At 54.5% G+C, this 15,487-nt stretch carries 13 protein-coding genes; all 13 read left to right on the forward strand.

The features are described 5' to 3' along the window. Positions 1–227: 227 nt before the first annotated feature. The 13 genes from H6F43_RS04035 to H6F43_RS04095 all read left to right on the forward strand — a co-directional run bounded on the left by H6F43_RS04035 (position 228) and on the right by H6F43_RS04095 (position 15,486). A complete protein-coding gene (locus H6F43_RS04035; RefSeq protein ID WP_190340906.1) occupies positions 228–2,498 on the forward strand; it encodes a hypothetical protein in 2,271 nt (756 codons plus the stop codon). Next, on the forward strand, positions 2,479–3,072 hold the full coding sequence (locus H6F43_RS04040; protein WP_190340907.1) for a hypothetical protein: 594 nt from the start codon (positions 2,479–2,481) through the stop codon (positions 3,070–3,072). Before H6F43_RS04035 ends, H6F43_RS04040 begins: the two co-directional genes overlap by 20 nt. Next, on the forward strand, positions 3,072–4,064 hold the full coding sequence (locus tag H6F43_RS04045; RefSeq protein ID WP_190340909.1) for a HAMP domain-containing sensor histidine kinase: 993 nt from the start codon (positions 3,072–3,074) through the stop codon (positions 4,062–4,064). The genes H6F43_RS04040 and H6F43_RS04045 overlap by 1 nt, the downstream gene beginning before the upstream one ends. Next, a complete protein-coding gene (locus tag H6F43_RS04050; RefSeq protein WP_190340911.1) occupies positions 4,001–4,399 on the forward strand; it encodes a hypothetical protein in 399 nt (132 codons plus the stop codon). Before H6F43_RS04045 ends, H6F43_RS04050 begins: the two co-directional genes overlap by 64 nt. After that, positions 4,377–4,700 carry a LysM domain-containing protein gene (locus H6F43_RS04055; protein WP_190340913.1) on the forward strand — a complete coding sequence of 108 codons (324 nt, stop codon included), beginning with the start codon at positions 4,377–4,379 and terminating at the stop codon, positions 4,698–4,700. Before H6F43_RS04050 ends, H6F43_RS04055 begins: the two co-directional genes overlap by 23 nt. Next, positions 4,693–5,148: a hypothetical protein gene (locus H6F43_RS04060; RefSeq protein WP_190340915.1), complete on the forward strand. Its 456-nt coding sequence runs from the start codon at positions 4,693–4,695 to the stop codon at positions 5,146–5,148. The genes H6F43_RS04055 and H6F43_RS04060 overlap by 8 nt, the downstream gene beginning before the upstream one ends. Continuing rightward, on the forward strand, positions 5,148–6,503 hold the full coding sequence (locus tag H6F43_RS04065) for a baseplate J/gp47 family protein (protein WP_190340917.1): 1,356 nt from the start codon (positions 5,148–5,150) through the stop codon (positions 6,501–6,503). Before H6F43_RS04060 ends, H6F43_RS04065 begins: the two co-directional genes overlap by 1 nt. Before the next feature lie 7 nt (positions 6,504–6,510). Beyond that, on the forward strand, positions 6,511–7,944 hold the full coding sequence (locus H6F43_RS04070) for a hypothetical protein (protein ID WP_190340919.1): 1,434 nt from the start codon (positions 6,511–6,513) through the stop codon (positions 7,942–7,944). Next, positions 7,944–9,476, forward strand: a complete 1,533-nt coding sequence (locus H6F43_RS04075; protein WP_190340921.1) for a hypothetical protein — start codon at positions 7,944–7,946, stop codon at positions 9,474–9,476. Before H6F43_RS04070 ends, H6F43_RS04075 begins: the two co-directional genes overlap by 1 nt. A 107-nt stretch (positions 9,477–9,583) precedes the next feature. After that, complete coding sequence (locus H6F43_RS04080; protein ID WP_190340923.1) at positions 9,584–11,851, forward strand: hypothetical protein; 2,268 nt, start codon at positions 9,584–9,586, stop codon at positions 11,849–11,851. Continuing rightward, positions 11,851–12,918: a hypothetical protein gene (locus tag H6F43_RS04085; protein ID WP_190340925.1), complete on the forward strand. Its 1,068-nt coding sequence runs from the start codon at positions 11,851–11,853 to the stop codon at positions 12,916–12,918. Before H6F43_RS04080 ends, H6F43_RS04085 begins: the two co-directional genes overlap by 1 nt. A 38-nt stretch (positions 12,919–12,956) precedes the next feature. Next, positions 12,957–13,553, forward strand: a complete 597-nt coding sequence (locus H6F43_RS04090; RefSeq protein ID WP_190340927.1) for a hypothetical protein — start codon at positions 12,957–12,959, stop codon at positions 13,551–13,553. Beyond that, positions 13,540–15,486 carry a hypothetical protein gene (locus H6F43_RS04095; protein ID WP_190340929.1) on the forward strand — a complete coding sequence of 649 codons (1,947 nt, stop codon included), beginning with the start codon at positions 13,540–13,542 and terminating at the stop codon, positions 15,484–15,486. Before H6F43_RS04090 ends, H6F43_RS04095 begins: the two co-directional genes overlap by 14 nt. Position 15,487 lies beyond the last annotated feature (1 nt).

Consider the following 15,487-nt stretch of genomic DNA (forward strand, 5'->3'; position numbering starts at 1 on the left):
GGTAGGGGTAGCTCTGCTAACTCTCCACAGCGCTTGATAATCTTCGCGATCGCGCTCTACCTTCTGAATTGTGTGTTCTCTGCTCCAACCGCTCTTGTGCCGCAGCGTTGACGAGTATTCGCACCACAGCCTAGACTAAAGGTAGATTGCGGTAGTTTCGCCGCGTCAAGACTTTATTAGAAGCCGTTTCCAATCATTGGAAGCGGCTTTTGTCATGGCAGTAATTAATGTTTAACGCAGGACATAGACGGGTATCACCGGGGCGAGAGTCTGTTGGCAGCGACCTCTACACGGTGCTGAGCTACAACCCGATCGAGCAAACCTGTGACCTCGCGCCTGCGTCGATCAATCAACGGGGGACACTAACTGCCGTCCCGATCGCGGCTGGATTTGGCGGGGCATGGGAGTTGCAGCAGTCTCACCGTCCTAAGGTTGCGGGATCGGTGAATCCAAAAACCTACGGCAACGTCGCGCGCGGACCGAGGTGGGGAGAGAACTACCCAATTCAACCGGGGGATATGTGCAGGGTCTGCTACATCGGAGAGTCGATGTCTGACCCAGTAATCACCGAATTTGTTCGGTGGCGCGGGGATCTGGGCGTGCCGTGGGTGGCGAATCAGGTGTTGAGCCAACCGAACGATTACACCGAAGCAACCCCGATCGAGGAAGATGAACCCGTCGATCGCTATGACCTTCTGTTGCCGTCGGGAGCGTGGCTGCGAAGCTCGAAAAAAGGCTCCTGGACGATCGCAACGCCGCCCGTCGATCGCGCTCGCAATTTCATCACCCTCAACGCCGATGGCAGTATCAAAATCAAGGCGCGAGGTGAGAAACAATACACCATTCATCTGGAGTTTGACCCCAACAAAGAACAGGGACGGATTTGCGTTGGCAGCCTCGAAGGAGGTAGCTACCTGGAATTCAAGGACGGAGACATTACGCTACGGGCACGAAAGGCGATCAAGTTGATGGGGCAGAGGATTGACGGCAATCTGAAGCCACAAACCTCTGGAGCGCTGGAAGTGTTGAGCAGCACTCCCTCTGCCGCGATCTCGACTCAGCAACTTTCTGAACTCGTCACGCAGGCGGCAGGGGAAGCGGTGCTGCAATCGAGTCCGGGGGTTGCAGGTAAACCGGGAGTAGTCATTGTCCGCCCTAACCGCAAGTCGCTAATTTCCAATCTGATTGCCAATCCCGCGATCGACGGAGGCTTGCGCGGGCGAATTCAGGACTTACTCCTAGATCCTGGGCAACTAAAAGCAGGTGTACTGGACGGATTGGCGCAGCTTGGGAGAGGTGGATTTGATCCAATGGCGATCGCCTCCGGTCTAACGCGATTAGCTGGGGTGGATGCGTTGTCAGGAGGGCTGCCCGACCTCACCGGCACGCTCGATTTAACCGCGATCGCGTCGGAGTTGGGCGTACCATCCTGGATTGCGAAAGGGTTTCAGGGGTCGTCACTATCCCTGCCGTCGCTGCCCGACTTGGCGAACGTGTTGGGAGGATTGAGCGATTCGGCGCTGCTGTCACAGGTACTTCAGCAAGCGGGAAGTTATGCGATGGGGGGTGGAATGAGCGCGATCGCGGCTCGCTCACTGCTCGATGCAGGAATTTCAGAGTTGCCGTCAGGACTTAAAAATCGAATTAACCAACTGATTGATGCCGTCGATGAAATCCCCGTTGCGACACCAAAAACAGGTGGAGGAACCGACTGGAAACCAACGATCGCTCAGCGGCTCGGAGCGCATATCCTGCGGGGAAATACGCTGCTAGGAGGTCCGGTTAACGTATTCAATTTAGAGTCGCTGAACGGGTTGGGACTTTCACCGGAAGCGCTTGGAGGAATTGCCGATGTCGCCGGAAAGATCGCGGGCTACATGGGCAATCCACACACCCTGTTAGAAGGGGAACTGCCCGCGATCGTGAATTCTGAACTTGGCAAACTGGAGGCAATTCCACCAGAAATCCGTCAGCTAATGGCGCAGTCTCCTGAGCTGATCAGCAACCTTCCTAAACTGGCGATTGCGGCACTGCCCGAACTTAAGGACTTCACCGCTCGACTGATGTGGCACGAGGATCGGCAGTGGTCGCCTGCTGAAGCGAATCTAGCCGCGCTAGTTCAGGAGGCTCCTCCAGTCGTCCGCGATGTGCTGAGCAAACTACCTCAACCCGTATTCGATGCGCTGGGGAGTCTGCCAGTGGATCAGCTACAGAGCGTGATGGACAACCCGATCGCCGCACTGGACAAAGCAGGAACGCAACTGCTCCAGAGCGTTTTTGGCAATGCGGCTCCAGGCGCAGGAACGTTTGACATGAAGGTGTCACGGATGGCAAAGTTCAACACCCTTCCTCGCCCCTCAGAGCGCCTCAAGCCCGTCAACACGACCAGCGAGTTTCACCTACAAACGTTTGCTACCCCGATCGAGCGCGTGATCGAGTACGGCACCTTAGATATGCCTGATTACTGGGCAACACCTGATGGCGAGACAACAGCGTAGTTCCACCGTCTTCCTCCGACACGACGGCAAGGAGCGCAAAGACGTATTCTTTCGCATCAACCCGATCGCCATTCGCGTACAGCAGGGCGAGAAAGGGGCAGTGGTGGAAACCCTGGGCGGCTACTACCGAGACGTTCTGTACTCAAAAGATCCGCAGTATCAAGGACTAGCTCTGGCAGACCTGACGATCGAGGCGACAACTGGCGTTGCGTATCGTCAGGAGCTAACGGTGGCTCAGTGGATTTGGCATCACGCCAGCGATCGTAAGAAAAACGGTGCTCCGGCGGATACCTATTTTTTCGATCTGACCGAAGACGCACCGTATCAAGGTGTTGTGCGGGCAACCCAGCGAGCATATCTAATCAAAATCTCCAACTTTGCCTGGGACGACACGGTGAACTCGCCGAATGAGATTCGCTTTTCGATGCGCTGCAAGGTGCTGAGAGATTTGTTTTGGGACTTGAGTCCGCCATCTACATCCTCTGCTCCGAACCTGTCGTCGATCGCCACAGGCGTCAGCCTGCCCACGTTCAACCCCAACAGCCTTGCAGGTCTGCCAGATCTGTCAATCTAATGAAAGCTTTGCCTTATCTGAGCGCGATCGGTATGATTGCGCTCGCAGTTCCGCTCAACGAAATTCTGCTGCGAACCGTTGATGTTAGTGCCTCGCCACTGTATCTATCCGCTGTTGCGATCTCGGCTGTGTTGCACGGTCCAATGGTAGGGACCTGCACTGCACTACTGTCAATACCTGCTTTTCTGCTGGTCAATCCGACCCAGCTACCGTCACTGCTCTGGCTGCTGTGTGAAGAGTTTCTGGTTTTGGGGGTTTGTTGGCAGCGACTAGCAATGCAAGAACGGGATCGGGCACGGGTAAGACAAATTGAGGAGGCGAGTCGATCGACATCGGCTCTGTCACACACGCTGCGATCGACCGTTACGAATATTCTGATGTCGGTTCAGGCGGCTCGTCGGCTACCTGAACGAGCCGCAGAGTTTACGGCGATTCTGGAGCGCGAAAGCGGTCAACTGCTGCGGACTGTTGGCGACATCCTGACGTTGCAGCACGTAGAGAACTCTGCTCAACAGATTCAGACGGACGTGATCGATGTGAAGCCGTGGTTGGAAGGATTAGCCGCACTGTTCGGTCCCCGTCTAGAACAGAAGTCTTTGCGCCTAATTTTCGACGTGGCAATCGTGCCGCCACTGCACACAGACGCCGCTCGACTGGACTTGGTGGTGCGGGAGCTGCTAGAGAATGCAGTCAAGTACGCGCCTGTAAATGGAGTGGTCGAGGTGCGCTGCTGGCATCAGGGAGGGCAACACGCGATCGAGGTCGGCAATCCTTCTGACATCCCGATCAGCGAAATGCCTAAATTATTTTTGCAGTTTTACCGAGGTTCAAACGCTAGGGGAGAGTCAGGCTCTGGCTTAGGGTTGTCGATCGCTCAAACAATCCTGTCCCAGCTCAAAGGCACAATTCAAGCAGATCAGGTGTATGGATGGATTACCTTTCTAGTCAAACTGCCGCCACTCCCCTCGATGTCGCTGCCCAAATCACTATGATTCTGGCAACGCTAGAGGAGCTTCCCTACGACAGGGTGGTCCTACGGGAGTCGCTTGATCAAGTCCTCCGATTGGCAGGCATTACGGATTTATCGACGTTGCAGCTTCAGAAAGCTCAAGGACGATCGGTGTTCGGAGAGTTACGCAGCTATCCGCAGGCGTCCTCCGAAGACGTAGCCCGACTTAGGCAGCAGATTGAAGCAGTGATGGCAGAACTACCGCAGATCACTGCTCCGTCCGGTCAGCAACTGCCTGGAGATTGGTCGCCCGTAACAACTCCGGCGGCAGCCATTACCATTTCTGAGACGCGATATGTCCCTCCTACAACCCGATGAAATCACAGTTGAAGCGCTAATGGCGGACCTGCCCATGCAGCGATCGGCGCGTCATCAACTTGAACTGCAAACGCTGTCGCTGCTAGAGGGACTGACGCTTGCAGTAAATCCGCTATTGCAGTCTGCTCCTAATCCGCAGTACGTGGTGAAAGATGGAGACAGCTTGCAGATCGTTAGCCTGCGACTGTTTGGCGTGATCGATTACTGGCGGGCGATCGCCGAACTCAACCGCATCGACTATCCGTTCGTGGTCTATCCCGGTCGCGTGCTGCAAGTTCCAATCATTGGAAACGATGGATAACTTCGCCACTCACCTTGAATCCATTTTTGGAATTGATCTAGCGTTTGACGCCTCGCTCCGAGGATCAAAGGACGTGGCAGCGAATGTAGACAATACCGACTTTCTCTACAGCCCCTCGATCGTGAGCTTGAAGGAAGAGATTGAGCGACTATTCAACCTCACACCTCGCGGCTCATTCCTTGATGATCCGGACTACGGACTGGACCTCGACTGGATTGGGCAGCCGCTTAACCCGCAGGTCGCTGTCGGATTAGCAAAGGTTGAATGCCTACGGGCATTGACTCACCCTGACTTTGCAACGCGGTTTCGAGTGCGAGACCTAGCGGTGCGGTGGAATCCTACTGAGCCGAACGCCTTGAGGATCGAGGGACTGCTTGAAGTCTACGGGTTTGAAGAGGTGCCGCTAGTGCGATTCGGCCCTTACGTCCTGGAATACCTGCTGAATTAATGTCCAATCCCTACTTCCTTAGTTTTGAGGAAATCGTTGATCAACTGATCAGCTTCCTGCCTCCATCCTGGCGATCTCAGTTCAGCGGCAAGGTCCTCAAACGGTTGATTGTTGCCTACGCGGTCGCAACCGAGGCGCTGTACGCACTACTGGCGCGACTGCTGCGGCTGAGCATCATTGCCACTTCTGAGCGAGAGTGGCTGCGAGCGCTGGTTGCGGGTATGGCAATGGACACGTTCGTGGGCACTCCAGCCTCTGTGCTTGTGAGGTTTGAGCGGTTCACAGCCACAGAAGCGATCGTCATTCCTCAAGGAACGCAGGTTGGCGCGGTAGGCGGGCAGCAGTTTGAAACTCTACTGCCTGCGACGCTGGATGCTGGACAGACGGCGATCGATGTTAGCTGTATTGCTCTAGAGCCTGGAGTTGCAGGGAATATTGGACGCGGCGAGATTGTGAGCTTGATTACTCCGGCTCCGGGCATCGATCGCGTCGGGAACGCATTTGAGGCGAGTGGTGGCTTTGACGCCGAATCAGACAGCGAGATTAAAGCAAGACTGCCGCGCCACCTGGAATCGCTGCACCGCGCCACAATTCCAGCGACTGAGTATGCGATCGGGATTGACCGAGAACGCTTTCCCGAAGTCACCGCGTTCCTAACGCAGCGGAATTTCGGCACGCCTGGATATTTCCGAGGCATCCTCAGCGACACGACTGGGGGCGATGCCTACCGCGCAATTCAGTGGACGCCTGTAGGGAATCAAGGAGTCTACTGGATTCCTACAGCGCTATCAGAAATTAATGGGTTAGTGTCAGCGGGTTTCCCCTGTCGGCGATTCGGCATTGTCAAACGGTCGATCGATGGGGAGGAGATTTGGGTCGTCAGCAATTTTGTTACCGAGGTAGAGCAGGGAGACTGGCGGTTTTGCCACGATCGGTCTCAGGGGCGATTGTACGCCCGTGCGGACGGACGCGACCTAAACACCCTGGACTTGACTATCTACGCGGGCGTCTTCTGGCGAGCGTTGCGGGAACTGGAGCTGAGTTGGGCAGCCAACGGCGTCTTCTGCGACGTGCTGGTGCCGTTTCTGGTGTCAGGGAATATCTCATTGACCTACACGCTGGAACCTGACTACCTTCAGCAGGACGTAGAGGCATCGCTGCGATCGACATTAACAGAATACAGCCGTTCTCTCCGGTTAGGGGAGTCTTTGCAGCTGGAGAACCTGTATGCAGTTTTAAATCGAGTGGCGGGGGCGGCGGGGGTGATTGTTGTCAGTCCAGTTGGCAACATCACGGTTCCGTCTGATCACATCTTTCGTCTTTCTGCGGTTGCAATCGATCGTCGCGCTAATTAACGAGCACATGAAATTCAAACTAGGAACCGTCCTTTACGTATGGGATGAGTCCAAACTTGCTTTAGTGAAAGCGTCCAAGAAAACGTCGTCGCCTGGACAGCTAAGCCTTTTCGAGGAACAGGAGCATCCACGCGACAATTCTGGAAAGTTCGCTCCTAAAGGGGGTGGGGAGCCGAGCCACTCTGAAGCCGAACAAGAGAAAGCCCCTTCTAAAGGGGGTGAGTTAAAAATTCCCTCTGGAACCGAGCAGGGAATCGCCAAAGTTTTTCTACAAAAATGCAAAGATGCTGAGCATATCAAGCTATCTAAGGAAGAAGCTGAGTACGAAGGTTTAGACCACAAACACCCTGGCGCTCACTGGGAGGAGAAGGGAGTTTTTGATTCCTTGCTAGATGCCTATCGCAACGGAGGAGATCGGGCGGTAGGAGAGGCTTTTGTAAAAAACCTAGATTTCGCTGACGGAGACGAACAGGTCGGAAGAATTCTGGCGAAACTATCATTTGATTCAGCTAATTGGGACGTGCTGAGTCGGTACGCAACCTCCCGATTAAAGGGAGAGCAGATGTCAGTAGAAGACGCCGATCCAGCAACACAGATTCTCGCTGAATACATAGATTCTAATATTGATTCTGGAGTCGAGGGAGAAGGCTCCGGCGATAAGGGATGGGAGAAGGAATCCCAAAGATATAGAGAACAGGCTATGGAATCTTTCTCCTCAGCAGAAAGTATTCAGCAATGGGCAAACAAAGAAAAGCCGTGGAAGATCGCTAATGATGAGACAGGTACGGGGGTTACACTCGCTGAACTATCTCTAAAAAACCTCGATACTGATGAGATCGGTAAAATCATCGCCGGACAGTTCAAGCTACCTGATGCACTTTCTCGCGAGAAGCAAACAGGGACAAAGGGGGCATTCGTAGTCCCTCCAGAGCAATCAAACAGCAGAAGAGACGCGGATGCATGGTTCTACTTTGAAAAGCTAGTAGATTGGGATGCCGTTGCCGATCACGCACTCGGCAAACAGAACTCCGACAAATCCGCCCAAAGCAAGCCTACACAGATGGCGATGCAAGCAATTTCATCTTCGCTTGCTCAGGATGACGGAGAACTGGCTGAGAAGCTAAAGAACTACAAGCCAAGCAGAATTGTAAATATTGAGCTGAGGGACAAAATAAAAGCGCTTCCAGAAATTCGGGACTTTATGGAACGTGGGGAGGGTAAAGCGATGAAAGAAAACCTAGATCAGAATCCCCTTTTCCAAGAACGAATTAAAAAAGTAATTCAGAACTCTTTAAAGTCAGGGGATTCGGAACTAAACGACCTTGTTTGGGAACTGAAAATAGATTGGCGAGATCCCAACTGGAAGCAACAGACCGCTAAGCGGTTGACTCAGAACTTTAACGTCAGCCCTGACCAAATCAAGCAGTTAGGCTTGTCTTAATGCCACTCCCCCCTCTCCCCTCCAGCTATCAATCGCAGGTGTACGCCGCGATCGTCGGTGCGCTTCCCGGTCGCTGGTTCCACAAACTCCCAAGCCAGACCTCTCCTCTACATCCGCTGCTGTGGGGATTGGCAGGAGTTTTGGCGCATGTGCGACTGAGCTACGAGCGATCGCTTGCAGCGGCGATTCCGATGCGGAGCGGTGGACCGTGGCTGAGTTTGCACTTGGCGTCGATCGGGCTACGGCGAAAGTCTGGGGAGACCGACGAGCAAGCGAAAACTCGCTATCAGTGGGAGTTTAAGCCTACTCGTAACACTCGAATCGGGGAGTTGAATGCCCTTAGCCATTACTTAGGAGTGGAGCCGCCTGAACTGCGCTTAGAGGGCGATCGTAGTTCAGGGCGATTTGGTCAATTCCGCGTTGTGATCCGCTCCACGACAAAGAAGTGGGTGGATGTTGACTTCAGCTTTGTAGGGGAGTTCGTCCGTAAATACGTCAGCAATGGCATTATTCCCTCGATCGATGTGTCGATCGAGCCGCTAGACAACGAGGCTCTTTCCCTACAATCGCTTCCACCGTGGCGATTCTCACACTCGTTTCCCATGTCCCGCACGGTATTAGGTCCGTTGTGGGAGCGACCAATACTCATTTCACCAATCAGACTGCCATTCGCGCGGGTGCTGATTGCTAAGATTGCGCCAGAATCGTGGCGTAACTACCGAGGGCGACTGGAAGCGCTGCTGCGAGATGCGATCGCGACGGCTCCTGGAGCGTTGTTTCTCTACATCAGCGACCCGATCGCGGCTCCATACCTGACGGCAGCCTACGACCTGCAACTGACAACCTCTGACCCCAACCAGACATTCCCTCCTAAGCCGTGGGTACCAGACGGTTATCGCTTCACGCATTCACTGACTCGGATTGCACCGTCTGATCCAAAGCAGGTTGCTGCGCCGTTCCTGTCAGTCAGCATCGAGCCTTTAGTCATTCCGTCTGCACCACCTGTAAACCTGCCCGAACTGCATGAAATCTACAGCCCGTTTCCTGGTGACACTCAAACGCCGGATAACTGGGTCGTTCACTACGAAGGAGTGTCGTTCACTCAGTTTAAGGTTCTCCGCTTTCTAGATGTTGCGCTTCCAAACCCTACCCTAACCAGTCCACGGCTTGACGCAATGAAAACAGGTCCGTGGACGCTAGCGATTACCGAAGGCAGCACTAGATGGGGAAATGCGCCACCAAATGGAACCCAGCTAACCGCTCTCCCGTTTACGGAGCGATCGCCCGACTCCATCTGGTGGACGGACGAGGCAGGCAAGGCGCGATCGGCAACGCCGCTATGGGATGGACAGGCTGTCTATCTGGCATTGGAATTTATTTACCCCAAAGCTGCACCTCGAACTATTCGAGAGTTGGAACTGCGGCTCCAAGGGAATCGAGTGGAGTACAGACGAACTGCAATCCCGGTGGACGATCGGGTGAGTGCAGGCTTTATTTTCAAGGTGCGTGCAAGCGGTGTAACCGTAGCTTGACGCTTGTTCGCACTCCCCCTAGACTAAAGGTAGATTGCAGGTTTTTATCCACGCGATCGCAATACTACTTCAAAGCAGTTTCCAATAGTTGGAAACCGCTTTTTGCCATGCCTGAAATCAATATCAAAGCAAACGACCTGGAGATCCTCTGGGTCGAACCTGGCGTGGACGGCGGAGATCCTGAGACGGATCAGCGCGTCCCTTCGGCTCAAGAGTTGGCGGCAGCTAATCATCTGCACCAGTCCAACCTGAAAACGGTGCAGGAGATAGAGCGTCCGGCGGGACTGCGGACTCGTCCAGCTTTCGATACCACTGGCTCAAAAGGAATTATCCTTCCCGCAGGTCTAGCTCCCTACGCACCAGGACATCCCTCGATCGCTCCATTTGCGAGTGATGTCACGGTTATGCTGCCGCCCTTGGCAGACGCAGTATCGAGCATCTCTCGCTACGATCGCCTTTACTTGATGACGTTTGGGGTTGTGATCACGAGCGCGATCGATCCCGATATTCTGCTGACGTTTGAATGGGAAAACCAGAGCGGTGCAATTCAAACCCTATCAAAAGAGAATACTCGGCGGATTCGCAGCGTGTGGGCGATCGTCTGGAGTCAGGGACCAACCACTGCCGCAGATGTAGTCGGAGCAATGTCGTCTGTTAGCGGCAAGAAGGCGCTGACGGTGGCGAAAGGAAACGTCGGGATAACTCTGAACACGACCCTACGAATCTACCCACTCGACCCAAACCTAACCGACGCCAAGACGTACTTTATAGTACAGGACACGCTGACGCTAATCGACTTGTGTCGAGTTTGGCGGGTGCAGAACTTCACGCAAACAGGCTATATGTGGGGGCGCGGCGGCGAGAAGCAGTTTGAAACCGACTTTCACATACAACCCACCTACCGCTATGTAGGGGACGGGTGGGAGGCGTGGGACAGCCGATCGAGAGAAACGCTGCGGCGGATTTTTCTGGGGCTGCCACTGATTGAATCCCCATCCTATGATCGGGCGGTGCAGAACCTGATCAACGGGCAGGTTGGCGTTAACCTGGACGCTCCTGGGACTGCGATTGCGTCTCCTAATGGAAGCACAGCGCTAGCGAATGGGCAGCGAGTCAGTTTTACCAATCAGCGGATTGTTCAGAAAACCTACTGCCTCCCGGTTCAGACGATCGACGCGAGTGGATTCGCGCGAGCGACAGTACCATTTCAGACAAACTCACCTGTTGGTGCAAAATTCAGCCAAGATCTGGCAGACCACAAGGTCTACAAAGCCAATGGCGTTGACGTCACCCTCGACGGCACAATCACGGGTTTAGGAGGGTCTGGAGCGCTAGTCTGGACCGCGAACAGCAATGCGGTGGTTGCGGTTGGTGACACGGTTTATGTCCAACCTGGAATCAGCTATCCGGAGGGATCCGGGTTCGCGCTCTCTGGGGAAATCGAGAAAGTCTATTACAACAATGGACTGGTCCTGAACACTGCCAACGTGCGAGAGGCAAGCGTTAACAACCTCAACGCCTACACAAATCCAGCATCCGGGGAATCGTTTATTGCGGTTCTGGGGAAAGAGAGAGCCGCGCTGCACTACATTTATCAGCGCCTCACCATAATCAGTTCGTCGGCAGGCGTTGTAACAATCCCTGGCACCGTTAACGGGGCGATCGCCTTCATCTCTGGACCTAACGCTCCGACTGGGCGAATCGATCGACCAGTGATTGCAGGGTTAGCCCATAGCACGAACTACAGCGTTCTCTGCTACTACCCTCCCAAAGCAACCGACAACTGGCAGTTCCAGTTAAAAACGTCGCGGTATGCGGGGACGGGAGAGCGAGCCTTATTAGACGGTGCCCGTGTCGCAACCTTGCCGATCGCGATTGGGCATACACAGGGCGGTGGTAACAGTACGTTTCTGGCGGACGGCGAACTACAGTACGAGGCGATTTCGTTCCGCCTGCCTGCAAACACGCTCAGCAATGCAGTTAAGCACGTCGTTGCCAACTACCGAATGCAGCTAGCGATCGAGGGAGACATCGGCGCGAACTCGGTGCGTGAACTACCGCTTTCGGCGGCGTCAGGACTGGTACTGCCGCGATCAGGGATGACGTTGGCAGCGCCAGCAGCATCGTCCGCTCAGTCAAAAGGTATGGCGGTCAAGTTGGCGAATTCAGCAGGTCAAGCGCTTGGCATCCTCAAGCTGCCGATTCAGTGTGCTCAGGTCTATCAGTTGGTTGTTGCGTTTGTCGTTCTGAAAGATGGCGAGCGGCGATTATGTCTAATCACGCTGAACGAGGGGGACACCTCCGCTCCTTCTGGGTGCCGATTTGATTCCGATAGCCCGCACTTTGCTGGCGTTGACACGTTCGCGCTCTATTAATGGATTCCAACCTATTTCCGACTGAGTATTCCAACCTCTGCCCCAGCACGCAGGTTGAAGAGGTCGATCGCGTTACTGAACTAGAGCAGAAGCTGCTGATTCTGCGCCATCAACATCTCCTCGAAACCAAAAAGCAAGGGCAGTCTATTGCGGAGTTGCAGAACACGACGCTGATTATCGGTAACATGCTTTTTCCCTCGCCAACGATCGCCCGATCCTATTTGGCGGGCGGGGAAGAGTTAGGGATTCACGGTCAGATCGACAAATTTTTCCACGCCTCAGAGCAGATTGCGGCTCAGTCCTTCGGGCTAACTCAGGCGCGTCATCGTCATGCGGCAACTGCATCAAGCGCGAAAGGCTACTGGGCAGGTGGAGAAACCAATTATTCCGCCACAAAGACTGCTAATGTCGAGGCGCTGGTATTCGAAACTGAAGCGAAGGCAAACGTTGCCGCATCTTTGAGCACGCCAACTGGATATTTTCGAGGCGTCCAGAGCGCAACCAAGGGATATTTCGCAGGCAGTATCGGTCCCGACTCCGGGAAGATCGAGGCGATTACGTTTTCCTCAGAAGCGATCGCGCTGCTAGGCGTGTCACTTCCAAGCGTGATCGGCGGCAGTACAGCTGTCCAAAGCGCAACCAAGGGATATTTTGGCTCCGGCTGGAACAACACCCGTAACATCAATACGCTGGTGTTCTCAAGCGAGACCACGGCGAACCTGAGCGCTCAACTAACTCTGCCTCGATTGGAAGGTGGTCAGTTTGCGTCGGGGACGACCGGCTATTTTGTGGCGGGTTGCGAGGCGGTGACGTTTGTCGGAACTCAGACCATTGATCGGATTCTGTTTGCAACTGAAGCGTGCACGCTTGTCGCGAACGCTCTAGCTTCCTACCCTGAAGCGGACATGGACGGCACCGGCGGGATGCGGAAAGGCTACTCGTGGGGAGGAGTCACGATCGGGCGGCGCTACATCGACGGATTTGATTTTGCTAGCGAAACGATGGCTCCTATTGGCTCTCAGTTGAGCCGTGGAGGTCGTTATATCACCCCTGCCACCAAACTCTGATGCAATATTCCAGCAATTCAAACGCCGCATTAAAGGCGATGATCAGATCCCATCCAACCTCGGTTGGGCGGTATCGCTTCTGCTGCCTGCAAATCCGCGATCGTCGGGCTGCTCTGAAAGCGCATGAGTTCAGTCAGCAGAAGATCTCCGCGCAGCTGCAGATCAAGGCAGCATTTCGTCAACGAAAGAAAACTGAGTCTGTTTCGGAGCACGATCGAGCGGTGCATGACGCCGAACTCACGCTGCTGGAGATTGAAATTGAAGAGCTAGAACACGGACTACGAGAGGCTCAGGACTTGGAAGCCGATGCCATCCGTGAACTGCAAGTGTGCGAGGACGCGATCGAGGAGATCGTAACAGGCAGCGGAATTCCATTCCCGGAACTCTCGGAGGCTGAGTTTCAGGTGCTGATGGATGCCGAATATCAACAGAAACAAGCGAGGTGGGTAGCAGCAGGGATCGTCGCGCCTCGGTTAGGAGTTCCGGTTGACCGGATCGAGGCTCTGCTAGAAATGCCTTCGGATGAGCGGCAGCGAATCCTACAGTTGAGTCACGAAATTCGCTACTCGTTTGAATCCGATGTACAACAAGTGACTCGCGGAATAGAACAGGAGGCGATCGGTGGGGCTGATTGATGCACTGTGCTTCGATATGGTTGGGTCATTAATCACTAGTCAGGGGATTAATCCAACTTTTCTGCGCTACACGATCGCAAACGCGGAGTCCGAGGTGAATGGTTCGTGGCGATTGTTCACAGCAGCCGTTCATCAACCGCGATTTACGAGTACAGGCGCAATTCTACTGGAGCAGAGTTCTACCAACTTGCTCACTTACCCGCTCGATCTACGTCACTCTAGCTGGGTGAAGGGCTCAAGCATTAATGTTCTGCCTGACTTAGTGCAGGCAATGGATAACAACTATCTAGCGGATGTGGTCAGCGTGGCAGCCTATACGGGCAACGACGCAGCTAACACGCTAAGCAAATCGTTCACCTTCGGCTCCGGCTTGGGGTTCACCGTCTCAGCGTACTTGAGCCTGTTAGGGGGGCGACTTGGGGCACAGGACGTGCTGCGAGTGACGGGAGACGTAGCATCGCCGCAGTCTATTCAACTGGGAGGAATCTTTAACGATCGTCCCGGTAACTACCGACCCGTCACCTTCACTTTCAAGACCGCTGGCTCTCCGCCTGCAACCTACCTTGACGCCAAAACGCAGCGCACCGTTAATTTGGAACTGTACTGCCGTAATGCGGTATCGCTAGCCTGGGCGGGCGCTCAACTGGAACCGGGACCGATCCGGACTACGTTTATTGGGCAGACGGCGCAAATCACGAGCCGCGATCGGGACTACCTCAACTACCCCAAATCTCCAGTTCAAGGACTCAGCTCGTTTCTTTGTTACGTCAATCTAGAGGTGTGGCGCGGCAACGGTGTGATCGCCACGGCTGGAAATTTCGTTTTGGAAATCGTCGGTGGCAAGGTGAGGGCGACCTGCGGCGTCGTTACTGTCACAGATCCAGATCCGTTACCAGACCGCGCCAAAATTGCCGTGCGCGTGTCGCAGGGACTGACACGAGTTTCAATCTACGTCAACGGCGTGATGAAGGCGCGCGAGACGTTATCGAGCTACACGGCAAACACCTCGACGCTGACGATCGCGGGTGAGGGCGTGCGGCAGATTCGATGCTTATACTTCTTCAACCGCGACGTTAGCGACGGCTCAATTGATGTGGGGCAGTCAGTTCTGGGAGAGCTTCTGACACTGCACAGTCAGGATTCGCTGCTCACCGATCTGGCGGAGGGATACAGTCGGATCGTGCTGCCTCGGGTGCGGGTCCCGGCGAAAGGTGAGACTGCTGTGCGCTATCCGCAGTTTCAACGCGCTTCGCAAACCATCTCCAGCATCACACCGGGAGGAGGCGCGGTTGCCCAGCAGGACACAATTACAGTACGGACGATCGCTAACGCCGCTGCCAGTCAGACCGACTCAGTGACGATCAACGGCACCGTGTTTGAATTTGTCTCCGACGCCACTCCTACCCCAACTGAGAGTGCGGCGGGGTTGGCGACAAAGATCAACACAGTGCCTAAGGCACAACCTGTCACCGCGACGGCGACGGCGGGGAGTTTCACTATCACAGCCGATGTTGCAGGGGATGATTTTTCTGTCTCGGTCTCTTCTCGGTTGTCACGGGAGGCAACGATCGCCAATCAACCGGCGACTAACACAGTCGCAGTTTCAAACGCGGTCGATTTCACACGAGGTCCCGCGCAAATCTTTCGGGACTACGCTTTCGTGATAGATGTGGCGATCACAAATGTCAACACGACGACTAATCAGCTAACGTTGACGACTCTTCCAAACTCGCAATTCGCTCTGATTCAGCAAGGGGACACAATCTTGCAGCCGTCCTGGAGTCTCAAATGTGGCCCCAACAACGTGTTCTGTCACCACCTGGAAGATTTTCCCGACATCCTCGTGTCTGGAAAGTCTCCTGAAGGTTTCCGCTTTAGAAACACAGGGCTAATCGAGCGACAGATCACGCCCTCCGTCAAAATTACCCTGTAGC

It is taken from the genome of Leptolyngbya sp. FACHB-36, from assembly GCF_014695955.1.
Lineage (GTDB): Bacteria > Cyanobacteriota > Cyanobacteriia > Leptolyngbyales > Leptolyngbyaceae > FACHB-36.